This window comes from Streptomyces sp. NPDC005931 (genome assembly GCF_042871235.1).
In the GTDB taxonomy this organism is placed as follows: Bacteria; Actinomycetota; Actinomycetes; order Streptomycetales; family Streptomycetaceae; genus Streptomyces.
In genome coordinates this window covers 84,814-107,830 of the sequence record NZ_JBIAIG010000011.1, presented here as the reverse complement: position 1 = coordinate 107,830, position 23,017 = coordinate 84,814, and the positions used below count along the sequence as shown (strand labels likewise).

Genomic DNA, 23,017 nt, shown 5'->3' with positions numbered 1-23,017 from the left:
GCGGCCGTCGGCCGCCGACTGAAACCGCCGGGCCGGGATATCCGACAGGTACAGGGCGGGGCAGCGCGCCCCGCGCCCCGAACCCTGCGGAGGACCCATGCCATTGGTGCATACGGGCGTCGTGGTGCTCGACTGTGCCGAGCCCGAGAAACTAGCCCAGTTCTACAAGGAGTTGCTCGAGACGGAGGACGTCGACGCGGCGGCCAACCGGGTGGAGGTCCGAGTCGGCGAAGGCTTCCGGCTGGCCCTGCGCCGGGACGTCAACGCCACCCCGCCGAGCTGGCCCCGCCCGGAGAACTCCCTCCAGGCGCACCTGGAGTTCATGGTGGACGACCTGGACGCCGTGGAACGCCGGATCGTGAGCCTCGGAGGCCGTCCGATGGAGGCGGCCGAGGCCGGCGGCCCGCTGGAGGAGCGCGGCTACGCCGACCCGGCCGGCCACTCCTTCACCCTGCGCCGCGTGGTGCCCACGGCACCTAAGCAGGGGTGAGGACGTATACAACGCGCCCCTGCCCGGCCCCGTGAGCGGTGACGGGGCCCGGCAGGGGCGCGCGGTGTGCGGTGTGCTCAGTCCCGGCCGCCCTTGTCGGGGGCCGGCCAGGTGCCGGTGGAGCGCTCGATGGCCTTGGCGCCCGCGCGGTCCACGGCGCTGCGCACCACCGCGAAGATGGCGCCCTGGATCGCCGCGGCCAGCAGGATCTCTCCCCAACGGCGGTCCCTGTCAAGCGCGTCGGGCGCGTCGTCCTCGTGGCGGATGACCTTCCAGACCTTCTGGAAGGCGAGCCCCGCCACGGTGCCGCTGGTCCAGCCGAGGGCGAAGCCGATCGGCTTGTACGCCAGGGGCAGCTTCTTCTTGGTCTTCCTCTTGGCCACGTGTTTCTCCTCCGTGGTGTGCTTTGCCGGGTCGGTGGTCGCCGGGACGGGTGGCTCCCGTCGGGCTCAGGGGCGGCCGGCCGCCGGGATCTCCTCCTGCGGACGGACCGGACCGGGCGGGGTGCCGTCGCCGAACGGACGGCCGCCCAGCTCGTCGCGGTGATGGGGTGTCAGCCAGCCGGAAGGGTCCGGGCCGAGGGGGACGATGCCGGACGGATTGATACCGGTGTGCACCTGGTAGTAGTGCCGTTTGATGTGGTCGAAGTCGACCGTGTCGCCGAAGCCGGGCGTCTGGTACAGATCGCGTGCGTACGCCCACAGCACCCGGTTCTCCGTCAGCTTCCACCGGTTGCACTTGAAGTGGCCGTGGTACACCGCGTCGAACCGCACCAGAGTGGTGAACAGCCGGATGTCCGCCTCGGTGATCGTGTCACCGACCAGGTACCGCTGTCCCTCCAGCCGCCCGGCCAGCAGCTCCAGCCGCCGGAACACGTCCGTGCACGCGGCCTCGTACTCCTCCTGACCGGTGGCGAAGCCCGCCCGGTACACGCCGTTGTTCACGTCGTCGAAGACATCCGCCATCACCTGGTCGATCTCGTCCCGCCGCTCCTTGGGATACAGGTCGGGGGCGCCGTCCCGGTGCAGCGCGGTCCACTCGGTGGCGAGATCGAGGGTGATCTGCTGGTAGTCGTTGGTGACCAGCTGCCCGCTGCGGACGTCCACGATCGCGGGCACACTCACCCCACCCGGGTAGCCGGTCTCGCGCCGGTCGTACGCCTCGCTCAGGTAGCGGATGCCGAGGACCGGATCACGGCCGTCCGGATCGAGGGTGAAGCGCCAGCTGCGGTCGTCCTGGATCGGGTCCACCACGGCCAGGCTCAACGCGTCCTCCAGGCCGAGCAGCCGGCGGGAGACCAGCGACCGGCTCGCCCACGGGCACGCACGGCTGACCACGAGCCGGTAGCGCCCCGCCTCCACCCGCCGGCCGTCCCTGCCGTCGGCGGTGATCCGATCCGTGAAATGGGCCCTGGAGCGCTTGAACGCCTTCCTCCCGTAGGCACTGTTGCCGGCGCCCGGCTCCTCGCGGCTCATGGTGCCCTCCTCCTGGTGGTGCGGATGTCCCTGTCTCCGCGTTCCCCGTTTTCCGCGAACGGCACGGTGTGACCTAGGCCGACCGGGGGCAAGCGGCCGGGGTGACTACACGATCGGATCGGAGGACTCGCGTCACCGTGCTGGTGGCGCTCGCGGCCAACCTGGTGATCGCGGCGGCCAAGGCGATCGGCGGTCTCGCCGCCTCCTCGCCCGCGTTGCTCTCGGAGGCGGCGCACTCGGTGGCCGACAGCCTGAACGAGGTGTTCCTGCTCGCCGCGCTGCGGCGCAGCCGCAGGCCACCGGATCGACGTCACCCTTTCGGGTACGGCAAGGAGCGGTTCTTCTGGTCCCTGCTCGCGGCCGTCGGCATCTTCGTGATGGGCGGCTGCTTCTCGTTCTACCAGGGCCTCCACGCCCTCGGGGGCGGCGACCGGGAGGAACTCGGCGGCTACACGGCCGGGCTGGTCGTGCTCGCCGTCGCCCTCCTCGCGGAGGGCGGCTCGCTGTTGCGGGCCCTGTACCAGGTGCGCCGGCAGGGCGGCATGGGCAGCGGTCTGCGGGACCCGGCGCTGCGCACGGTGGTCGCCGAGGACGGCACCGCGGTAGTGGGCGTGCTGCTGGCCGCGTCCGGCATGGTGCTGCACATGACGACCGGGCAGGTGGCGTGGGAGGCGGCCGCCTCGCTGGCCATCGGCGTCCTGCTGGTCTACGTCGCCTACCGGCTGGGGCGCGACGCCCGCGACCAGCTGATCGGCGAGGCGGCCGGCCCCGAGGCGAGCGGGCGGATCCGGGCGCTGCTCGAGGCGCAGCCGGAGATCGACAGCGTGGAGGCCCTGCTGACGATGAAGACGGGTCTGGAGACCGCCCTGGTGGCCGCCCGGGTCGATCTGGTGCCCGGTCTGGACAGCGAGCAGGTGGAGGAGGTGGCCGTGCGCATCAAGCGGTCCATCGCCGCGACGGTCCCCGAGGCCGAACAGATCTTCCTCGACGTCACCGACCGGCGGGCCGACGAGGCGCGGGAGGCATGGGAGAGCCCCGCCGCGACGGGGGGACGCGGCGGGGCCTGACCCTCTCGTGCCCGGTTGCCGGTGCTTCATGCACCGCGTGGGAAGAATTCCCGCAGGCCCGTCAACCACCGTCCGGCGTGCCGGGGAGCGGGCCGCGACGTACGCTCCCTCCCCTCGGCCCGCCCCGGGCACCCGTGACCTCGCGGACCGTCATGTCCGACGGCGGCCACGCCGGTCGTACGCGGCGCGGCGGCGCCGTGGCGACACCGCGCCGCGCTTGCGTCATTCGTGCGACCGTTCCCCCGACACGAGGGGCCATGACCTCCGCGGTCATCGCGGCGTCGTCGGGTGCGCGGCACAGTGGTCCGGGTACACCCCGCCGACCGGCCGAAAGAGACACCGGCATGACCGTGACCGACACGAGGACGACCCGTGCCGTGGTGGAGGAACTGCTGCGGCGGATCGGCGGCGGGGACCCGGAGCTCGTCGCCGAGCTGTACGCCGAGCCCTGCGACTGGCGGCTCGACTGGCCCGAGGACGAGCACGGCCGGGACACCACCCCCTGGATTCGGCACCGCTCGACCCGTGCCCAAGCCGCTGCCCACTACCGGGAACTGGCCGCCCATCACGTACCGGCGGAGGCGGCCACCGAGATCGAGCGGATCCTGGTGGACGGCGAGGACGCGGTGGTGCTCGGTGAGATCCGGCAGACCGCACGGCCCACGGGACGGGCGTACCGCGCGAGGTTCGCCCTGCACCTGACCGTCCGCGACGGTCTGGTCGTACGCCACCACGTCTACGAGGACAGCCTCGCCGTCGCCCGAGCCTTCGCCCCGTAGGCGTACCGTCCCGCTGCCGGCGCCCCGGGACGACTCTCCTAGGTCAGTGCGGTGTGCAGGGCCAGTGCCGTCATGACGCCGCTCGCCACCAGGGCCGTCACGAGCCGCCCCCGGGGACCGGTCAGCGCGCGGCCGAGCAGCGCGCCGCCCCCGGCGAGCAGGACCTGCCAGCTCGCTGACGCGGCGAAGGCTGCCGTGACGAAGACCGCTTGCTCCGCGAGCCCCACCGCGTCCCCGCCCCGGGAGCCGAGCACCAGCGCCGCGAAGTAGATCACCGTGGTCGGGTTGAGCAGCGTGATCCCGAGCAGCCAGACGTACGCGCGGCCGGGGCCGGGGGCGGCGGTCGCGCCGCGGACGGCGAGCCGGTGGGCGCGGTACTGCCGTACGGCCGTGACCGCCCCCCACGCCGCCAGCGCCAGCAGCACGAGTACACAGATCCACCGCAGCGGTGCCGCCACCGGCCGCAGCGCGGATGCCGACGCCGAGCCGCCGAGCGTGGCGGCGAGGGCGTACAGGCCGTCGGCGGTGGCGACGCCGAGCGCCGCGCAGATGCCGGTGCGCAGGGACGTGCGGGCGGTGAGGGAGACGAGGTAGGCCCCGACGGCGCCGACGGGGACGGCGATGCCGTATCCGGCGAGCAGCCCCGCGACGAGTGCGGCCGTCATGAGCGCAGCGGTGTCGGTCCTCCACGGAGGCCGGACTGCCGCTGTCGGCGCACCGGAGGGACGGTGTCGGACATCGGCGGCGGGACGCGGGACGTGGACATGGCTGGATGGTGGCGCCCCGGGCGCGAGGGGGACAACCGGTTTTCGAAGGGCGTCCTGCGCGCGGGCCGGAGCCGCGGCTGAAACGGAATCCCGTCCTCCTGCTGCGGGCGTGTCCCCGGGAGCCGTGCGCCGGCCCCCGGGGACCGGCCGGCCCCGCTGTTCGAACGGGGAGCGGGGATCCCTCGTCGGTTTGCCGCCACACGCGATCTGGCCGAACTTCCCGTCGACACATAGATGCCTGAGGCATCCAATGGAGTGTCCCGCGTGCACCCGTCCCCCGAGAGGTCCCGATGACGCGAGCCGTCGCCTTCCCCCAGGACCGGACGTGCCCCTACCACCCGCCCGCCGCCTACGACCCCCTGCGCGCCGCCGGCCCGCTGGCCCGGATCGCCCTCTTCGACGGGCGCGAGGTCTGGACGGTCACCGGGCACGCCGCGGCCCGCGCCCTGCTGGCCGACCCGCGCCTGTCGTCCGACCGTACCCGCCCGGGCTTCCCCGTGCTCACCCCGCGCCTGGCCGCCGCCCGCGACCGCAAGGTGGCGCTGCTCGGCCTCGACGACCCCGAACACCGCGCCCAACGCCGCATGGTCGCCGGAGACTTCACCTACAAACGCGCCGTCGGACTCGGCCCGCACATCCAGCGGATCGTGGACGAGCGGCTCGACGCGATGATCGCGCAGGGGCCGCCCGCCGACCTCGTCACCGCGTTCGCGCTGCCGGTGCCCTCCACGGTGATCTGCGCCCTGCTCGGCGTGCCCTACGCCGACCACGACTTCTTCGAGGAGCAGTCCCGGCGGCTGCTGCGCGGCCCCGCGACCGCCGATGTCGAGGACGCCCGTGCCCAACTGGACGCCTACGTCGGTGAGCTGCTCGACCGCAAGCGCAAGGAGCCGGGCGCCGGGCTGCTGGACGACCTCCTGAGGCGGCAGGCGGCGGAGGGCCGGTCCGACCACGAGGAACTCATCGCGCTGGCGCTCATCCTGCTGGTCGCCGGTCACGAGACCACCGCGAACATGATCTCACTCGGTACCTTCACGCTCCTCCAGGATCCCGAACGGCTGGCCGAGTTGCGCGCCGACTGGGGGCTGCTGCCCGGCGCGGTGGAGGAACTGACGCGGGCGCTGTCGATCGTGGACGGGCTGCTGCGGGTGGCCACGGAGGACATCGACGTGGACGGGACGACGATCCGCTCCGGTGACGGCGTGGTCTTCGCGACCTCCGTCGTCAACCGTGACGAGACGGTCTACCCCGAACCCGACGCCCTCGACTGGCACCGTCCGGCCCGTCACCACCTCGGCTTCGGCTTCGGCATCCACCAGTGCCTCGGCCAGCACCTCGCCCGCGCCGAGATGGAGATCGCCCTGCGCACCCTGTTCGAGCGCCTGCCCGCGCTGCGCCTGGCCGCGCCGGCCGCCACCGTTCCCTTCAAGCCCGCCGACACCATCCAGGGGATGCTGGAGCTTCCCGTCACCTGGTGAGGTCAGCACGCCCCATGCCCCTCGGCATCGACCGGGACGTCTGCGTCGGCGCGGGCCAGTGCGCCCTGGCCGCCCCCGGTGGTCCTCACTCAGGACGACGGCGGCTGCGGTGCCGTCCGCCCGGCCGGGAGGACGGCGCGGGCAGTCCCCTGGTACGCGAGGCCGCCCGCGCCTGCCCCGTGAGCGCCGTCATCGTTCCCCAACCGCCGCGTCGACACCGGGCGTGGCGGGCGGGGCGGCCGGAGGCCACGGCGCCCGGCGCGCCGGGTCTCACACCGCCCGCAGCAGGAGCCGGGCCGCCTCCCGAGCCTCGGCGGCCGGCGCCGCGGTGCGGGTGACACCGGCGGTCACCATCGCCCCCTCCGCCAGCAGGAAGAGCTGCCCGGCGAGCGCGTCGGGCAGCCCGGCATCGGCAACGAGCCCGGCGAGATACTCCCGGAACGCCCGCTTGTGCGCCCTCACCTGTGCGGCCACCCCGGGGGAGGTGGCGCCCAGCTCACCGTGGACGTTGATCCAGGCGCACCCCCGGAATCCCGGTTCGGCGAACCACTCGCCGAGCCAGTCGAAGACGGCGAGGACGCGCCGCCGGGGGTCCTCGAACCGGTCGACATGGGCGGCGAGCCGCCCGCGCCAGCGCGCGTCGCGGCGCTCCAGGTACGCCTCCACCAGCAGCTCCTTGGCCGGGAAGAGCTGGTAGAGCCGCTTGAGCGACAGGCCGGAGGCGCTGCGCACCTCGTCCATGCCGACGGCCCGCACCCCACGTCCGTAGAACAGCTCCCCGGCGGCGTCCAGGGCTCGCTCCCGCGCGACCGCGCTGTCCATGTCCTGTCCGACCCTTCCTTGACTGGAGAACGCACGTTCTCCTACCGTAGCAGCCGTCGGGAGAACGAGCGTTCTCCCGTGTTCCCCGGATGCCCCGCGAAGGAGTTCCCGTGACCGTCCGCCCGCCGCTGCCGCCGTTCACCCGTACCACCGCCGCGCAGAAGGTCCAGGCGGCCGAGGACGCCTGGAACACCCGCGACCCGCACCGGGTCGCCCTCGCCTACACGCGGGACTCGGTCTGGCGCAACCGCGACACCTTCGTCACCGGCCGGGACCAGATCGTGGCCCTGCTGACCGCCAAGTGGGCGCGCGAACAGGAGTACGCGCTGCGCAAGGACCTGTGGGCCTTCGACGGCAACCGCATCGCGGTGCGCTTCCAGTACGAGTGCCGGGACACCGAGGGCCAGTGGTGGCGCTCCTACGGCAACGAGATGTGGGAGTTCGACGAGCACGGGCTCATGAACCGGCGAGAGGCGGCCATCAACGACGTGCCGATCGAGGAGTACGAACGCCGCATCCACGGCCCCCGCCCCGCCTCCGAACGCGGCCGGGCCCTCCCGGTGCGGTGAACGCGACGCCCCAGCTCGGGTGACGCGGTACGCGGTCATTAGGGTGCCCGGGTGAGCGAACGCACCGAACAACCCTTCCTCTACGTCGTCGTGTGTGCCGCCGGCGTCGCGGCCGGCGTCGGGGAGCTGATCGCCGCGGCGCAGGCGCGGGGCTGGGAGGTCGGTGTCATCGCGACACCGGTCGCCATGAACGGCTTCTTCGACACGGCCGGCGTCGAGGCACGGACCGGCCGTCCGGTCCGCTCGGCCTGGCGCACCCCGGCCGACCCCCGGCCCTTTCCGCCACCCGACGCCGTGGTCGTCGCACCCGCGACCTTCAACACCGTCAACAAGTGGGCGGCCGGCATCGCCGACACCCTCGCCCTCGGCACCCTGTGCGAGGCCGTGGGGCTCGGCGTGCCGATCTCCGTCCTGCCCTGCGTGGCCGGCGCGCTGGCCACCCACCCCGCCTACGGGGACAGCCTCACCCGCCTGAGCGGCATGGGGGTGCGCTTCGGCGACCCGTACACCGGGGATCCGGGCCCGGACGGCGGACGGCCCGCGTTCCCCTGGGAACGGGCCCTGGACCTCCTGCGCGCCGACGGGGCCGACGGTCGCCGAAACGGATGAACGGGCCCGGGGAATTACCCGCGCGCGAAGGCGGAGAACGGCGCGGGCCGGTCGATTCGCCCGCCCTGTCCCGACCCCATTGACATTCCGTCAAAAAGGCGCCGCTCAAGAGGCCGAAGGAAAACGAAGAATCCCTTGTTCCCCTCCCCGGCCTGTGCGAAGGTGTGCGACGCGCGGGGCCATCCCCTCCCCGTGCGCGCGATACGTCTCCCCGACATCACCGCCCCGCTCCACAAGAGCCTCTTTCAGGCGTATTCCGGAGTGCCGAATCCCGTGCGAGCGGATTCCGCCCCCCGGAGGGTGCCCATACCCATGGGTATGGGCTTTTTCGCACATCCCGAGAGGAATGCAGCCGTGACCGACGCCGGCCCGTGGAATTCCCCGATCCCGGCCCGCCCGTTCGACGCCACGGACGAGCAGCTGAGCGACGAACTGGGGAAGTGGACGGGGACCACGCCCGCGCCGCATCCCGCCGGGGAACTGCTCGACCGCCACTGGGAGCCGGCCTTCGCCTACGCACGGCTGTGCACCGATGGGGAGCGTGCCGCCGGAATGCTCACCACGGCCGCCTTCACCCGGATGTTCGGTGAGACCCTGCGGCACAACGGTCCGGCCCCCGCCTGGCGGCCCCACCTCCTCGTCACGGTGCGCCGGATCGCGGGCGAGTGGTACGGCGACCACCGCCGCGAGATGCTGCACCCCGGGCTCCGGGCCGCCACCGGCGACGGCGGCCGTCCGGCCGCCCGACTGCTGCCACCCCCCGGGCGGCGGCTGCTGTCCGGGGCGTTCCGGCGGCTTCCCCGGTCCGCGCGGTGCCTGCTGTGGCACACGGAGGTCGAGTGCGAGCCGATCGGCGTACCCGCCGGACTGCTCGGGCTCGACGAGGAGGGGGCGGACGTCGAACTTGGCCGGGCCCGCGACCGGTTGCGCGAGGAACTGCTCCAGCTTCACCGCGAACGTGCTCCCGATCAGGAGTGCCGCAGCTACTTGCGTCTCCTGGACGTCACCTACCGGCGCCCGGACGTGCCCGTCGACCGGGACCTGTGCACCCACCTGGAGTCCTGCACCCACTGCGGGCACACCGCGGACCTGCTCGGCGGCTTCCTCGGGGGGCTCGGGCCCGCGCTGGCCGAGGCGGTGCTGGGCTGGGGCGGACGCGCGTACGCGGACGGCCGGGCGGCCGCGGCCGACGAGGCGGACGCACCACGGCCCGCGCCGCCGGCCGAAGCGGCGATGGCCGCGGGTCTCCCGGGCGCCGAGGACTGGACGGCGCCCCCGCGCGGCCGGACCGGTACGCCGTCCGCCGGGCCCGGGAGCGGAGGTGACCCCGCGGCGGGCCCCGCAGCCGGCGATCCGGACGGAGATCCGGGTCCGGCGGACGGGGCGTACCACGAGGGGCTGCCCCCCACGCCGTCCCGTCGGCCCGCGACGGGGAAGACGACGTCGCCGAGGCCGCGCTCCCCCCGCCGCCGCACCTCCCGCCACCGCGTCCACGCCGCCCCCGACCGCACCGACGGCTCCCGCTCCGCCCGCAGGGCCGCCCGCCGCGCCGCCCGGCGACGCAACCTCTCCCTCGGCGTGCTCACCGTCGGCGGGCTGGTCGTCCTCCCGCTGCTGCTGTGGACCACGGCCGGTTCCGGTGGGGACGTACCGGCCGTACCGGGCGGGGACGACCGCGCGCCGGGGGCGGTGGGTGCCGACGCCGACGGCGGGCCGTCCGGCCGTCCGTCGTGGGCGGGCGCCGCCGGCGGCTCACCGCCGGGAACCCTGCGGGGGCGGCTGCGCAACGCCTCCTCCGGACGGTGCGTCGGCGTGGTCGGAGGCAGGGCGGCCGCAGGGGCGGAGGCCGAACTCACCGTCTGCTCGGCGGCCGACATCCAGACCTGGACGTACGACACCGACGGACTGCTGCGCAACGCGGCCGCGCCGGACCTGTGCCTGGACTCCCGCCTCGGCTACTCCGTACGGCTGGCCCCGTGCCCGGGCGGGACCGGGCCGGCTGCGAAGAGCGCCCGGTACGACCTCACCGTCCGGGGCGCCCTGGTGCCCCGCTCGAACCCGGACCTCGCACTGGCGCCCGCCGCCACCGACGGATCCGGCGCGCTCGTGGTCAAGAGGCGCGCGGACACCGACGCACAGCGCTGGGCGATCGACGCCGCCGAGCCCGACCTCCGGATGAAAGTCGTCCACTGGGACACCGGGCACGCGACCGGATCACCGAACCCCACCCCGACGACCGGTCCCACCACGGGGCCGTCCACCGCCCCGGCAAGCCCGGTCGAGACCTCCCCGGCCACCGACCCGCGCCCCGGCGGCACCGGGTGTTCCCACGGCCACCGCTGCGGGGACGGCCTCGACGGCCGGCCCGGGCGCGACCGCTGAGCGGCCGGACGGACCACGACCGGATCAGTCCTCGCCGGGGCCGCGGCCCGGCTCGAGCACCGTGAGGAACACCGAGGACGCGTTGCCGGCCACGGGTACCTCGCCCGCCTTCCACGGCACCCTCAGGGCCTCCCACTCGTCCGGCGGGGTGACCAGCAGCGCAGCCGGGGTCGCCGAGCGGGCTCCGCTCACCTCGGGAGCGGAGTACCGCAGCCCCGCCCAGGCGCTACGGCCGGGCGCCAGGGTGACGGTCGTCGCGTCACCGGGGGTGCGCTCGGGGTCGGGGCCCAGCTGCCGGCCCACCGCGTCCACGAAGGCGGCGCCGGGATGGCCGTGCAGGGTGCAGGTGCGGCCGGAGACGTTGGTCAGCACGACGGGGAAGGCGCGCTGCCCGGCCCCGGGGTCCATGCGCCCCACGGTGGCGCGCAGTTCGGAACTGTGACAGCGGCTTCCCGCGCGCCCGGTCGCCGTGGGGCGCTCGGCTGCCGTGGGGCGCTCGGCTGCCGTGGGGCCGGTGGTGCCGGCAGCCTCACGTGATCCCGCGCTGTGCGCCGACGCTCCGACCGTGCCGGTCGTCGCGGTGAGACGGCCTGCCGGTGTCTGCGGGGAGGCCACCGGCGCGTCGCCCCCGCCGCCGGCTCCGCACGAGGTCAGTGCGGCCAGCGCCGCCGTCAGCAGGGCCGCCCGGGCCGTCCACCGGGGCCTGATCGCCATGGTTCGCCTCGATTCCTGAGGTGCTCGCTCACGGCACGACGTCCGCTCTCTCGGCGCCCATGCCGTGCTCGGCGATATCGCAAAGCCGCACAGCCGTTCCAGTTCGGCGGCGGTGCGCCGTCACGTCCCAGGTGTCCGCCGACCGCCGACGGGAAACGGCCGGAACGCGTCATCGGTGGGGTGCACAGGCGAACGGGCCGGGCGCTCACGGATCGTCCAGCAGCCCCATCTCGGCCCAGATGGTCTTGCCCTCCGTGGTGTGCCGGCTGCCCCAGCGCTGGGTGAGCTGGGCGACCAGCAGCAGACCCCGGCCGCCCTCGTCCCACGTCTTGGCCCGCCGCAGGTGCGGCGCCGTGTGACTGGTGTCGGACACCTCGCAGATCAGCGTGGCGGCGTCGTGGATCAGCCGCAGCCGGATGGGCGGGGCGCCGTACCGGATGGCGTTGGTGACCAGCTCGCTCACGACCAGCTCCGCGGTGAACGAGGCCTCGGTCAGCGCCCAGGTGCCCAACTGGTCGACGACCTGCTTGCGGATCGGGGCGACGAGCGCCGGATCGGCGGGAATGTCCCAGGTGGCGACCTGGGAGGACGGCAGCCCGTGCGTACGGGCCAGCAGCAGGGCCACGTCGTCGGGGGCGCCGCCCGCCGGCAGCAGGGCGTGCAGCACGCGGTCGCAGGTCTCGTCGAGCGGGCCGGAGGCGTCCCGGAGCGCTTCGCGGAACATCCGGCGGCCGATCTCGATGTCCCGGTCGCGGGACTCGACCAGACCGTCGGTGTAGAAGGCCAGCACGCTGCCCTCCGACAGCTCCAGCTCGACGGACTCGAACGGCAGTCCGCCGAGGCCCAGCGGCGGGCCGGACGGCAGGTCGAGCTGCCGGGCCGGACCGCCCGGCGGCACCACCACGGGCTGCGGATGTCCCGCCCGCGCCAGGGTGCAGCGCCGGGACACCGGGTCGTACACCGCGTAGAGGCAGGTCGCTCCCACCTCGCCGGGTCTGCCGTCACTGCCGGACTCGTGGGAGAGGTGCAGGACCAGGTCGTCGAGGTGGGTGAGCAGCTCGTCGGGGGCCAGGTCGATGTCGGCGAGGGTGCGCACGGCGGTGCGCAGCCGGCCCATGGTCGCCGACGCCTGGATGCCGTGCCCGACCACGTCGCCGACCACCATGGCCACCCGCATCCCGGACAGCGGGATCACGTCGAACCAGTCGCCGCCGACGCCGGACCGCGTGGCCGGCAGATAGCGGGAGGCGGCCTCCACAGCGGCCGTGCGCGGCAGGCTGCGGGGGAGCAGGCTGCGCTGGAGGGTGAGCATCGTCTCGCGCTCGCGGGAGTAGCGGCGGGCGTTGTCGATGCAGACCGCGGCCCGCGCGGTGACCTCCTCGGCCAGCAGGACGTCGTCGTGGGTGAAGGGTTCCGGGTGCCGGTAGCGGGTGAAGACCGCGACGCCCAGGGTGGTCCCGCGGGCCTGGAGCGGTACGGACATCATGGAGTGCACGCCGTACTGCTCGGTCCGGCGGGCGCGGGCCTCGTCCCCCGCGAGCCATTGGTCCAGATCGCCGGACGGCACCGAGGCGACGACTGTGTGCCCCGCGAGGAGAGAGTCGGCCTGTGGGGAGCCGACCGGGTAGGCGTGCGTCCGGCCCTGCGGGGTGACGGCGTCCGGACTGCCGGGGAAGAGGGACTGGTGCGCGACCCTGCGCAGGTCGACCGGGGCGGTCAGCGGTCCGGACGGGTCGCCGTCGTGCTCCCGCGGATCGAGCAGGTCGACGCTGACGAAGTCGGCGAGCTGCGGCACGCAGACCTCGGCCAGTTCCTGCGCAGTACGGGTGACGTCGAGGGTGGTGCCGATGCGGATGCTCGCCTCGTTGACCAGCTGGAGCCGCTCCCGTGCCTGGTACTGCTGGGTGAAGTCGTGGGCGGTCACGCACACGCCCCGCACCCGGCCGGCGTCGTCGCGCAGCGGTGCGAGCCGGGCCAGCCAGGCGTGCGCGCGGCTCTCGCCGGTGGCCTTCATGTACGTCTGCATGTCGTGCCCCCGTCCGGTCCGGAGCACCTGGCGCAGATGCTGCTCCAGCTCGTAGTACTGAGGCCGGCCGCCGACGTCCGTGGGTCGCAGGCCCCGCACGTGGTCGGCGGGCAGCCCGAGGAGGTCCGCCATGGCCTCGTTGATCCCGCGCAACCGCAGTTCCTGGTCGAACACCATCGTGGCGCAGGGCGACTGGGACATGGCTGTGCGGACCAGCGGGTCCTCGACCAGGTCGCCGTCCGCGGTCCGGAGCGGGGTGACGGCGAGCCAGTCGCCCGTACCGCCGTCGGCCGGATCCCTGTGGTGGGCGAGCACCCACACGGTCACCGTGCCGCCGTCGCGGTGCCGCAGCGCCAGTGTGCCGCTCCAGCGCGCGTCGGTCCGCGGCCTGGGCGGGGCGGGGCCGTCGGCGAGGAGCTCGGCGGCCGGGCGGCCGACGACCTCCTCGGGACTGTGGCCCAGCAGCAGGCGGGCCCCCTCGTTCCAGTGCGTGAGCGTGCCGTCGGCGTCGATGACGGCCCGGGCCGTCACGACATCGTCGAACGGGTCGTCCGGCCTCATCGTCGCCACTCCATTGCGCACACTCACCGTGAACCGGTGTATCGCCTGCGTTCCAGCCTAGTGCGTCCGGGGCCGGCGAGGACCGGGAACGCTCATGAGCCGTCCCGGGAGAGGGCCGCCGCGCCGCCCGGAGCGGGCCCGCCCGGGCCGCCCGGCGGACGCCGCGGTGCCGTTGCCGCTGGAAAGCCGGACGGCTCGTCCGGTCCGGACCGTTGACGACCCGTCACACCTGCCACAAGCATGTCCCGAGTAGGCATTGGGAGCGCTCCCATGAGCGCCGCCCGCCCCTCCCGCAGAGGAGCCCGGACGTGAGAAGACGCAGTACCGCCCTGTTGTCCCTGACCGGTCTGCTGGCAGCCGCCCTGACCGCGCTGCCCGCCGCACCTGCCGGGGCCGACGAGGCCGAGCAGGTCAGGAACGGCACCTTCGACACCACCACCGCGCCGTGGTGGGCCTCCGCCGGCGTCACCGCCGGGCTGTCCGACGGCCGCCTGTGCGCCGACGTCCCCGGCGGCACCGCCAACCGGTGGGACGCCGCGGTGGGTCAGAACGACATCACCCTGGTCAAGGGCGAGTCGTACCGGTTCTCCTTCGTCGCCACCGGCTCGCCCGCCGGGCACGTGGTCCGGGCGGTCGTCGGCCTGTCGGTGGCACCCCACGACACCTACTACGAGGTGACGCCGCAGCTCAGCGTCTCCGGCGACACCTACAGCTACACCTTCACCTCGCCCGTCGACACCACACAGGCCCAGGTCGGCCTCCAGCTCGGCGGCAGCCCCGACCCGTGGCGGTTCTGCGTGGACGACGTGTCCCTGCTCGGCGGGGTGGGGCCCGAGCCGTACGTCCCCGACACGGGACCGCGCGTCCGCGTCAACCAGGTCGCCTACCTGCCCGCGGGGCCGAAGAACGCCACCCTCGTCACCGACGCCACCGAGCGGCTGCCCTGGCAGCTCAGGAACACCGGCGGCGACGTGGTCGCGCGGGGCTGGACCGTGCCCCGCGGGGTCGACGGCTCCTCCGGGCAGAACGTGCACTCCATCGACTTCGGCGCCCACCGCAAGCGGGGGAGCGGCTACACCCTGGTCGCGGACGGCGAGACCAGCCGGCCCTTCGACATCGACGCGCGCGCCTACGAGCGGCTGCGGCTGGACTCGGCGAAGTACTACTACACCCAGCGCAGCGGCATCGCGATCCGCGACGACCTGCGCCCCGGCTACGGCCGCGCGGCCGGCCACGTCGACGAGGCACCCAACCGGGGCGACGGCAAGGTGCCCTGCCGGCCGGGCGTGTGCGACCACACCCTCGACGTCACCGGCGGCTGGTACGACGCCGGCGACCACGGCAAGTACGTCGTCAACGGCGGCATCAGCACCTGGGAGGTGCTCAGCACCTACGAGCGCGCCCAGCACGCCCGCACCGGTGAGGCGGACAGGCTCGGCGACGGCACGCTGAACATCCCCGAGAGCGGCAACAAGGTCCCGGACATCCTCGACGAGGCCCGCTGGGAGCTGGAGTTCCTGCTGAAGATGCAGGTGCCCGAGGGTGAGCCGCTGGCCGGCATGGCCCACCACAAGATCCACGACGAGCAGTGGACCGGGCTGCCGCTGCTGCCCGCCGCCGACCCGCAGAAGCGGGAACTGCATTCGCCGACCACCGCCGCCACCCTCAACCTCGCGGCCACGGCCGCACAGGCGGCCCGCCTGTACCGCCCGTACGACAAGGCGTTCGCGGCCAGGACACTGGCGGCGGCCCGCACGGCGTGGACCGCCGCGCTCGCCCACCCGGACCGGTACGCCGACCCGTCCGACGGCACGGGTGGCGGTGCCTACCCGGACGACACCGTGTCCGACGAGTTCTACTGGGCGGCGGCCGAGCTGTATCTGACCACCGGTGAGCGTCGGTTCAGGGAGTACGTCCTCGACTCCCCGGTGCACACCGCCGACATCTTCGGCCCCCTCGGCTTCGACTGGGCCCGCACCGCCGCGGCCGGCCGGCTCGACCTCGCCATGGTCCCGAACGACCTGCCGGGCCGCGACCGGGTGCGCCGCTCCGTCGTCAGGGGCGCCGACCGCTACCTGGCCACGCTCAGGGCACACCCGTACGGCATGCCCTACGCCCCCGAGGACAACAGGTACGACTGGGGCTCCAGCCACCAGGTGCTCAACAACGCGGTCGTGCTCGCCACCGCCCACGACCTCACCGGCGCCTCGAAGTACCGTGACGGGGCGCTCCAGAGCATGGACTACATCCTGGGCCGCAACGCCCTGAACATCTCCTACGTCACCGGCTACGGCGAGGTCAACGCGCACAACCAGCACAGCCGCTGGTACGCCCGCCAGCTCGACCCCGCCCTGCCGAACCCGCCGGCCGGCACGCTCTCCGGCGGGCCCAACTCGAGCATCCAGGACCCCTATGCCCAGTCGAAACTGCAGGGCTGCGTGAGTCAGTTCTGCTTCATCGACGACATCCAGTCCTGGTCGACCAACGAGCACACCATCAACTGGAACGCCGCCCTGACCCGCATGGCCTCCTTCGTGGCCGACCAGGGCTAGACGCCGTCCCCGCCGGGCCGGTGGCCGCCGGTCGCCGACCCGGCCGCCCACCAGTTCCGCGGGGCGCTCGTGGGCGGCCCGGGCGGGCCGCCGGGCCGGTCCGGGAACTCATGATCCCGACGTACCCGCGGGCGGCCGCCGCCTGATCACCCAGGAGGTCGAAGTGACCCGAGCGGCGGTCGGCAGGGTCGGTGCCGGCCTCCTCCGGTACCGTCCCGGGGCTGGTGTGACCTGGGGCTATTTACGAGTAAGTACCCGAGCGATACCGTGAGGGCATGCCAGCTCTCAACGTGGAGTTCAGCGACCGCGAGCTCGAGGACCTGCGGCAGATCGCCAAGGAGCGCGGTACGTCCATGAAGGCGCTCGTGCGGGAGGCGGCCGCCGCCGACATCGCCCGCCACCGGGCGCTGCAGGAGGGCGCGGAGGCCTTCCGCCGGTTCTTCGCGTCCCACGCCGACGAGTTCGCCGCCGCCTTCCCGGAGGACGAACCCCCCACCAAGGGCGAGGGGCGGGTCGCCTGACCGATGGCACCCGCCGTCCTGCACATCGACGTGCCCTGGCTGCTCCAGCGGCACGAGGAGGTCCTTCCGGACCAGCCCGTCATCAACGACTTCTCCGCGCTGGTCGCGGCCGTCGCCCGCCATCGGGTGGACCCGCCCCGCCTCGGCGTGGACTCGGACGCGGCCTGGCGCGCCGCCGCCCTGCTGCACACCCTCGCCGTGCTGCGGCCGCTGCCGTCGGCGAACGCCCGCTTCGCCTGTGCCACGGCCGTGGCCTACATGTTCGTCAGCGGCGTGGGCATCGACCCGCCCTACGGCGCCCTCGTCGACCTCGCGCGCGATCTCATGTCCGGTACGACGGACGTCTACGGCGCCGCGGACCGCCTGCGGTCCTGGCAGATCTGAGTTCTCCGGCGGAGGCGGAGGGCGCCGGTGCGGACGGACGGCGCCGGGGGAGCGGCCCTCCGGAGCCTCCGGACCCGTGCGGGTGAGCCATCGGGGTCGTGCCTTCCGGGTCGTGCCTTCCGGGGCCGCCGGCCGAGGGCGGGAGGGATCGGGGCCGGCGGCCGTGCGCGCAGGAGAGCCGCCGTCCTGCGCGGTGACCTCCGAGAAGGGCCGTGACCAGTTGACCGCACTCCGGCGTGTGCCGGGAGCGTGCGTGGCGGACCCGGTGGGAGCGCGGACTTCACACGGGGTGCGGACCACCCCTCACGGCCCCCGAGCCCCGCCTGTGAACCCCGGAAAAAGAGCCAGGTCGAAAGCCGGTGCGAGCGATTCGGGCCGACTTCCTTTCTGACTTTCTGTCAATGCGCAGATGTTGGTCAAGCGCCTTGTTGGCCGTGTGCCGGTTGTGCGAGAGTGAGCCACCCGTGCGGGGGGTAAAGGCCGGGAGCGCACGCGTGTCGATGAACCGGGTCCGATTCGCCGTCGGTGAATTCGCACCCCCCGCGCCGCGCCAAAGAGGTGTGCACGACCAGCACTTCCTTATTCGGCGTCGGAACTTCTGTGTCACATGCGCGTGGGAAGGAACCATCTCAGTGCCCACCCCCCACCCCTCTCGGCCTCCGTATCCCCCGCCCGGCGGGGCCCCGGGGGAATCCGACGAGTTCCTCGCCGCCCGGCTGCGGGGCCGTCCGGAGGCCGGGACCGCCCATTCCGTCGCCCTGCTGACCGCGCGGCACTGGCAGTCCATGCGCGACTACGCGGCCGTCTGCCTCGCCTCCTCGGGCCAGGCCGCCGACATGGTCACGGCGGCCGCCCTGCACCGGGTCCTGGGCCGGGTCGCCCTCGGCGAATCGGCCGTCGCGCTGCGTCCGGCCCTGCTGGAGGCCGTGCGCGACACGGTCCGCGAGTGGGCCGCCGACGATCGAACGGCCGCCGTTCTCCCGGAGTTGCAGAAACCGGCAGGCGGGCGCGGCATGCGTACCGCCACGTCCATGACGCCGGAAAATCGCGGACTCGCGGAGAGGTCATTCCGGTCCCTGCCCGCGCTCGGACGCTGTTTGCTCTGGCACGTCGAGGTCGAGGCCGAGCCCATATCCGTACCGGCCGGACTGCTCGGCATGGACCCCGACATCGCGTCGGGCACGCTCGAACAGGCGCGTGACACATTCCGCGAGGGGTGTGTCCGTGCCCACCGCGAACTCGCCCCGACCAAGGACTGCCGCTTCTACAACCGTCTCCTCGACGTCCCGATCCGCCGCGGCGGCGCCCTGCTCCCGGACGTTCGCCGGCACCTGGCGGAATGCCGCTACTGCCGCAACGCGGCGGATCAACTGAGCCATTTCGAGGGCGGTCTGGGCACGCTCCTCGCCGAGGCGGTCCTCGGCTGGGGAGCCCGCCGCTACCTCGACTCCCGGCCCGGCCGCGCGACCTCCGGCACCCGCTCGGGGCGTGCCGGCCGCCGCGGCCGCCGCGGCGGCGGTCCGTCCGGCGGGCGGCACCGTCTGCTGTCCCGGATCCCCGTGCCCGCCCGCCTCACCGACGTGACGTTCCCGGACGCGGTCCGCTCCACCCGGACGCTGCTCACCGGCTTCGGTGCCGTCTCGGCCGGGGTGCTGGTGAGCATCCTCATGGCGGGCGGCGGCTCGCCCGAAGGTGGCGGGGCCGACCCGGCCGGCTCGATGAGCGCCGCGGGCGGCGCCGGGGAACTGCCGTCCGTCAGTCCGCCCGGAGCCGCCGCACTGCCCACGGCCCCGGGCCGGACCCGGCTGCGCAGCATCGCATCCGGCCTGTGCCTGGACGTCCGGGGCGAGCCGCTGGACGGTGCGGGCGCCCGGCTCGGCCCCTGCTCGGCGGAGTGGACCCAGCAGTGGACGTTCGAGGACGACGGGCTGCTGCGCAGCGTGGCCGATCCCGGTCTGTGCCTGGACTCCCACAAGGACGCCGGTGTCGTGGTCCTCGGCACCTGCTCCGACGCGGGCGACCCGCGGGGCGACGACGTGCGCTACGACCTCACCCGGCAGGGCGAGTTGCTGCCCCGCTGGGACGAACAGCTGGCTCTCGCCCCGGCCACCCTTGACGCGAACGCCGACATCGTCGTCAAGGTGCGCGACCGGAGCGGGGTCCAGCGCTGGACGGCCGAGCCGGTGCCGACGGCCGAGGGCTCCCTGTCGAGCAGCGGGACCGGGACACCGGTGGGAGGGCGCCTGGAACCCGCCGAGCACGTGATGTGACGGCGGGGCGGGGGAGCCGCTCGTCCGCTCACCCCGCCCTTCCCCGCGACGGTGCCCTCGCCGGGTGGCGTCACGCCGGATCGTCCACGAGGTCCGCGGGACCGACCGTGGCCGGGCCGGCGTGGCCCGACAGCGCCAGTGTGAGGTCCAGCTCCGCGAGCAGGCAGCGGATCACGTGGTCGACGCCCGCCTGTCCGTCGAGGGCCAGCCCGTAGACGTAGGGGCGGCCCAGGAATACCGCCCGCGCGCCCAGCGCGAGGGCCTTGAAGACGTCGGCGCCGGTGCGGACGCCGCTGTCGAACAGCACGGCGAGCCGGTCGCCGACGGCCTCGGCGACCCGGGGGAGCGCGTCCGCCGCCGCCACGGACCCCGCCACCTGACGGCCGCCGTGGTTGGACACCACCACCCCGTCCATGCCGGCGTCGGCCGCGAGCCGGGCGTCATCGGGGTGCAGCACACCCTTGAGGACGATCGGGCCGTCCCAGTTCTCCCGCAGGAACGTCAGGTCCGGCCACGTCTTCGCGGGGTCGGCGAACATGCCGACGAAGTGCATCACCGCCGCGTTCGGGTCCTCGTGCACCGGCTTGGCCAGCCCCGCCCGGAAGGCGGGGTCGGAGAAGTAGTTGGCGGTGCCCACCCCGTGCAGGAACGGCAGGTACGCCTGGTCCAGATCGCGCGGCCGCCAGGCCAGCAGCGGCGTGTCCAGTGTGACGACCAGCACGCCGAACCCGGCGGCCTTCGCCCGGTTCAGGAAACTCAGGGCCACCTCCGGGTCCCTGGGCCAGTACAGCTGGAACCAGCGCTCCGCGTCGCCCATCGCCTCCGCGACCTGCTCCATGGGCGTGCTGGACGCCGACGACAGCACGAAGGGCACTCCCCGCGCGGCGGCGGCCCGCGCCGCGGCGCTCTCGGCGTCCGGGTGCATGATCGACAGCACGCCGACCGGCGCCAGGGCCACCGGCGCGGGGAGCGTACGGCCCAGTACCTCCACGGACAGATCGCGCTGGTGCACGTCCCGCAGCATCCGCGGCACGATCCGGCGGCGATCGAGCGCGGCCCTGTTGGCGCGGGCGGTGCTGCCGTCCCCCGCGCTGCCCGCCACGTAGCCGACCGGACCGGGCCCGAGTCGCTGCTCGGTCAGCTCCTCCAGGCGGGTCAGGTCCGTGGGGAGCCGGGGCACGGCGCCCGTCGTCCCGTTCAGGTAGATCTCGTACTGGAAGTCCGCCCAGTGCCCGGCCATGCGTCCGTCCCGCCTCTCCTCGTCGAGCCGTCGAGTCGCGCGGCCCCGACCATACCGGCGGGTAGCAGGGGAGCGGCCCCCCGGGACCTGCCGGATGCCACGGCCCCGACACACGACGAGGGACGCGGACCTCGGGCCGGTCAGGAGGCGGTGCCCGCCTCGTGCAGGGTCCGGGCCGGCTCCCGTGGGCGGGAGGACATCGGGGGCTGCCCCGTCTCCGTCCGGACCAGCTCCCAGCGCGGGCCGCTCAGCGACTCCCCGCGGCGGCCGGGGGCTTCTCCCCGTCCAGCAGGCACGTGACGCAGGTCGCCGGGAGCTCCCCGAGCTGCCGCCCCAGGACCGCCGGTTCGGTGAGCGTGGCACCCGGGTGCGGGGTCGCGCCGACCACGATCCTCGCGATCGCCTCCTCCGCCGGCCCCTGGCCCGCGTAGTCCTCGGCGCACCGGGGCGGCCAGAAGCCCCGTGCGCCTCGGTCGCCCGCCGCACGTGGTCGCACGGCCGGCCGGACAGGAACGACGCGGCCGTCCACCGGGACGTCCGCGTCGACGCACACCACACGCGGCAGCCGGCCACCGATCCGCTCGGCCGCCTGGCCGACCGGGATGCCCGCATGGCTGTGCCCGACGAGGACCACGTCCCGCAGACCGCTCCGCTCCACCGCCTCGACCGCGTCCGCCACGTGCGTCCGCTGTCCGGCCGGCATGCCCCGTCTCTCCGCGAGACCGGCCAGCGTGAGGGGATACGCCTCGTGCCCGGCCCCGCGCAGCGCGACCGCCACCTCGTCCCACGCCCACGCCCCGAGCCACGTGCCCGCCGCCGTCACGAATCGGGCCATGCCGGCACCGTGGCCGGGGACACTGACAACGGGCCTCAGCGCGCCTCGTCGCCGGCAGCCTCCTCCGGCCGGGCGTCCGGTCCCTGCGCCCGCACCCGCTGGACGTGCTCGAGGGACTCGCGCAACTCGCTGAGCCAGTCGTCGGTGTGACGCCGCACCAGACGCACGCACCAGGCCAGGGCGTCACTGCGGCTGCGGGCCACTCCGGCGGCCACCAGCGTGTCCAGGACCTGGCGCTCCGGCTGGCGCAGCCGGGTCATCACGGGCGCCGCCACATGTGTGAATAGGGCGCGCCGCCCGTCGCACTCCACGCCCCAGGAGACCTTCCGCCCGAAGCGGTGCTCCGCGTCCCGGGCGACCGCCATCCGGGCCTGCCGGGTGCGCTCGCGGAACTCCTGGATACGGCCCTCGACCGCCGCCTCCCGTTCGGCGGGCGAGACGTCTTCGGCCGGCCGGGGTCCGGGGACGGGGCCGATCACCATGATCTCCTCCCGGTCGACCGTGATCTCCGCCGGGCCGTCGAAGAGATCCTCGGGCAGCCGGCCGGTGAACCAGCCGCGCACCTGCTCCTGCTGCTCTTCCGTAATCATGTAATGACGATTACGCGCTCGCTTCATGAACGCAAGGGGTCGCCAAACGGTCTGCCCTCAGCAGAATCGGAAGGTTTCCGGCCGATTGCTGAACAGCGGTGTTTCGGCCATCTGGCAATTTCGCACGCTGTGTGACGGCTCAGTTACGGGCTTGTCGCCATCGTGTTCCGTGACTTCACGCCACTGATTCAACACGCAATGTTACTGAAATCCATGGGGTCGATGTGATATTCCGTCGCGGACTCGGCAGACTCGCGCTCGCCGGTTCGGCACCGACCGAGCACGGGCCGGCGACTGAACGAAACGAGCGGAAGGATGCACACAATGCGGAACACCGCGCGCTGGGCCACCACCCTCGGCCTCACGGCCGCCGCCGTCTGCGCACCCCTTGCCGGGACCGCGATGGCCGCCCCGGGAACTGCCCCCTCCGCGCTGTACGCCCCGTCGGCCCTGGTGCTCACCGTGGGCCACGGCGAGAGCGCGATCACCACGACCCCGGAACGCGCGGTCACCCTGACCTGTTCCCCCGCTCCCTCGGGCACCCATCCGGCCGCCGCGTCCGCCTGTCACGAACTGCGCAGGGTGGACGGAGACATGGACGCCCTGACGATGCGAGAGGGCGTGTTCTGCACCAAGCAGTACGACCCGGTGGTCGTCACCGTCCAGGGGGTGTGGCAGGGCGAGCGCGTCTCCTACGAGCGCACCTTCGGCAACCAGTGCGAGATGAACGCATACGGATCGAGCCTCTTCGCCTTCTGAGACCCGGGATCGCACGGTTTCCCGTGACCGCGCGGCGGCCCGCAGATTGGGGAGTGCGAGCCCCCTCGCGGAACGTGCGATCTCGCGCAAGGAGGCCGGCGGGCGGAGTGGGGCCGCCCGCCGGCCT

General features: G+C 73.9%; 21 protein-coding genes and 1 pseudogene. 13 read left to right on the top strand and 9 right to left on the bottom strand.

Features of this window, described 5'->3' with window-relative positions; translation table 11 throughout:
* The first annotated feature begins 97 nt into the window (after window positions 1–97).
* The gene (locus ACFYOV_RS24240; RefSeq protein ID WP_389090541.1) at window positions 98–490 is read left to right on the top strand and encodes a VOC family protein; all 393 of its coding nucleotides are present in this window, start codon (window positions 98–100) and stop codon (window positions 488–490) included.
* A gap of 77 nt (window positions 491–567) precedes the next feature.
* Here ACFYOV_RS24240 and ACFYOV_RS24235 read toward each other — a convergent pair whose 3' ends face one another.
* Both ACFYOV_RS24235 and ACFYOV_RS24230 read right to left on the bottom strand, forming a co-directional pair.
* Window positions 568–873, bottom strand: coding sequence for a DUF4235 domain-containing protein (locus ACFYOV_RS24235; protein WP_389090539.1), 306 nt, complete (start codon window positions 871–873; stop codon window positions 568–570).
* A gap of 66 nt (window positions 874–939) precedes the next feature.
* Complete coding sequence (locus ACFYOV_RS24230; RefSeq protein ID WP_389090538.1) at window positions 940–1,965, bottom strand: glutathione S-transferase family protein; 1,026 nt, start codon at window positions 1,963–1,965, stop codon at window positions 940–942.
* Window positions 1,966–2,102: 137 nt separating this feature from the next.
* Between ACFYOV_RS24230 and ACFYOV_RS24225 the strand changes: the two genes are divergently transcribed.
* Window positions 2,103–3,032 carry a cation diffusion facilitator family transporter gene (locus ACFYOV_RS24225; RefSeq protein ID WP_389090537.1) on the top strand — a complete coding sequence of 310 codons (930 nt, stop codon included), beginning with the start codon at window positions 2,103–2,105 and terminating at the stop codon, window positions 3,030–3,032.
* 344 nt (window positions 3,033–3,376) lie between these two features.
* A complete protein-coding gene (locus tag ACFYOV_RS24220; protein ID WP_389090535.1) occupies window positions 3,377–3,811 on the top strand; it encodes a nuclear transport factor 2 family protein in 435 nt (144 codons plus the stop codon).
* A gap of 38 nt (window positions 3,812–3,849) precedes the next feature.
* Here the strand turns inward: ACFYOV_RS24220 and ACFYOV_RS24215 are convergent, their stop codons facing one another.
* Entirely contained in the window at window positions 3,850–4,476 is a 627-nt protein-coding gene (locus ACFYOV_RS24215) for a LysE family transporter (protein ID WP_389090534.1), read from the bottom strand.
* Window positions 4,477–4,868: 392 nt separating this feature from the next.
* On the opposite strand from ACFYOV_RS24215, the gene ACFYOV_RS24210 reads away from it, so the two are divergent.
* Together ACFYOV_RS24210 and ACFYOV_RS24205 are read left to right on the top strand one after the other, a co-directional pair.
* The gene (locus ACFYOV_RS24210; RefSeq protein WP_389090533.1) at window positions 4,869–6,056 is read left to right on the top strand and encodes a cytochrome P450; all 1,188 of its coding nucleotides are present in this window, start codon (window positions 4,869–4,871) and stop codon (window positions 6,054–6,056) included.
* Between the two features lie 14 nt (window positions 6,057–6,070).
* Window positions 6,071–6,259 (top strand): annotated as a pseudogene (locus ACFYOV_RS24205) (ferredoxin); the annotation flags it as partial.
* Window positions 6,260–6,326: 67 nt separating this feature from the next.
* On the opposite strand, the gene ACFYOV_RS24200 reads toward ACFYOV_RS24205, so the two are convergent.
* Complete coding sequence (locus ACFYOV_RS24200) at window positions 6,327–6,878, bottom strand: TetR/AcrR family transcriptional regulator (RefSeq protein WP_389090532.1); 552 nt, start codon at window positions 6,876–6,878, stop codon at window positions 6,327–6,329.
* Between the two features lie 110 nt (window positions 6,879–6,988).
* On the opposite strand from ACFYOV_RS24200, the gene ACFYOV_RS24195 reads away from it, so the two are divergent.
* The 3 genes from ACFYOV_RS24195 to ACFYOV_RS24185 all read left to right on the top strand — a co-directional run bounded on the left by ACFYOV_RS24195 (window position 6,989) and on the right by ACFYOV_RS24185 (window position 10,438).
* Window positions 6,989–7,447: a DUF1348 family protein gene (locus ACFYOV_RS24195; protein WP_389090531.1), complete on the top strand. Its 459-nt coding sequence runs from the start codon at window positions 6,989–6,991 to the stop codon at window positions 7,445–7,447.
* A 51-nt stretch (window positions 7,448–7,498) separates the two neighbouring features.
* Complete coding sequence (locus tag ACFYOV_RS24190; RefSeq protein WP_389090529.1) at window positions 7,499–8,056, top strand: flavoprotein; 558 nt, start codon at window positions 7,499–7,501, stop codon at window positions 8,054–8,056.
* 354 nt (window positions 8,057–8,410) lie between these two features.
* Window positions 8,411–10,438: a ricin-type beta-trefoil lectin domain protein gene (locus ACFYOV_RS24185; protein WP_389090528.1), complete on the top strand. Its 2,028-nt coding sequence runs from the start codon at window positions 8,411–8,413 to the stop codon at window positions 10,436–10,438.
* A 24-nt stretch (window positions 10,439–10,462) separates the two neighbouring features.
* On the opposite strand, the gene ACFYOV_RS24180 is transcribed toward ACFYOV_RS24185, so the two are convergent.
* Window positions 10,463–11,152, bottom strand: coding sequence for a DUF4232 domain-containing protein (locus tag ACFYOV_RS24180; protein WP_389090526.1), 690 nt, complete (start codon window positions 11,150–11,152; stop codon window positions 10,463–10,465).
* A 205-nt stretch (window positions 11,153–11,357) separates the two neighbouring features.
* A complete protein-coding gene (locus ACFYOV_RS24175; protein WP_389090525.1) occupies window positions 11,358–13,739 on the bottom strand; it encodes a SpoIIE family protein phosphatase in 2,382 nt (793 codons plus the stop codon).
* A gap of 308 nt (window positions 13,740–14,047) precedes the next feature.
* On the opposite strand from ACFYOV_RS24175, the gene ACFYOV_RS24170 reads away from it, so the two are divergent.
* The 4 genes from ACFYOV_RS24170 (at window position 14,048) to ACFYOV_RS24155 (ending at window position 19,466) form a co-directional block, all read left to right on the top strand.
* Window positions 14,048–16,291, top strand: coding sequence for a glycoside hydrolase family 9 protein (locus ACFYOV_RS24170; RefSeq protein WP_389090524.1), 2,244 nt, complete (start codon window positions 14,048–14,050; stop codon window positions 16,289–16,291).
* Between the two features lie 275 nt (window positions 16,292–16,566).
* The gene (locus ACFYOV_RS24165) at window positions 16,567–16,812 is read left to right on the top strand and encodes a hypothetical protein (protein WP_389090523.1); all 246 of its coding nucleotides are present in this window, start codon (window positions 16,567–16,569) and stop codon (window positions 16,810–16,812) included.
* A 3-nt stretch (window positions 16,813–16,815) separates the two neighbouring features.
* Entirely contained in the window at window positions 16,816–17,196 is a 381-nt protein-coding gene (locus tag ACFYOV_RS24160; protein WP_389090522.1) for a toxin Doc, read from the top strand.
* A gap of 632 nt (window positions 17,197–17,828) precedes the next feature.
* Complete coding sequence (locus ACFYOV_RS24155; protein WP_389090520.1) at window positions 17,829–19,466, top strand: RICIN domain-containing protein; 1,638 nt, start codon at window positions 17,829–17,831, stop codon at window positions 19,464–19,466.
* Window positions 19,467–19,536: 70 nt separating this feature from the next.
* Here ACFYOV_RS24155 and ACFYOV_RS24150 read toward each other — a convergent pair whose 3' ends face one another.
* The 3 genes from ACFYOV_RS24150 to ACFYOV_RS24140 form a co-directional block, all read right to left on the bottom strand.
* Window positions 19,537–20,706, bottom strand: a complete 1,170-nt coding sequence (locus tag ACFYOV_RS24150; RefSeq protein WP_389090519.1) for a lactate 2-monooxygenase — start codon at window positions 20,704–20,706, stop codon at window positions 19,537–19,539.
* Between the two features lie 247 nt (window positions 20,707–20,953).
* Window positions 20,954–21,541 (bottom strand): alpha/beta fold hydrolase, encoded by a 588-nt coding sequence (locus ACFYOV_RS24145; RefSeq protein WP_389090517.1) that lies wholly within the window; start codon window positions 21,539–21,541, stop codon window positions 20,954–20,956.
* Window positions 21,542–21,576: 35 nt separating this feature from the next.
* Entirely contained in the window at window positions 21,577–22,131 is a 555-nt protein-coding gene (locus tag ACFYOV_RS24140) for a hypothetical protein (RefSeq protein ID WP_389090516.1), read from the bottom strand.
* A 324-nt stretch (window positions 22,132–22,455) separates the two neighbouring features.
* On the opposite strand from ACFYOV_RS24140, the gene ACFYOV_RS24135 reads away from it, so the two are divergent.
* The gene (locus tag ACFYOV_RS24135) at window positions 22,456–22,890 is read left to right on the top strand and encodes a subtilase-type protease inhibitor (protein WP_389090514.1); all 435 of its coding nucleotides are present in this window, start codon (window positions 22,456–22,458) and stop codon (window positions 22,888–22,890) included.
* The last annotated feature ends 127 nt before the right edge of the window (window positions 22,891–23,017 follow it).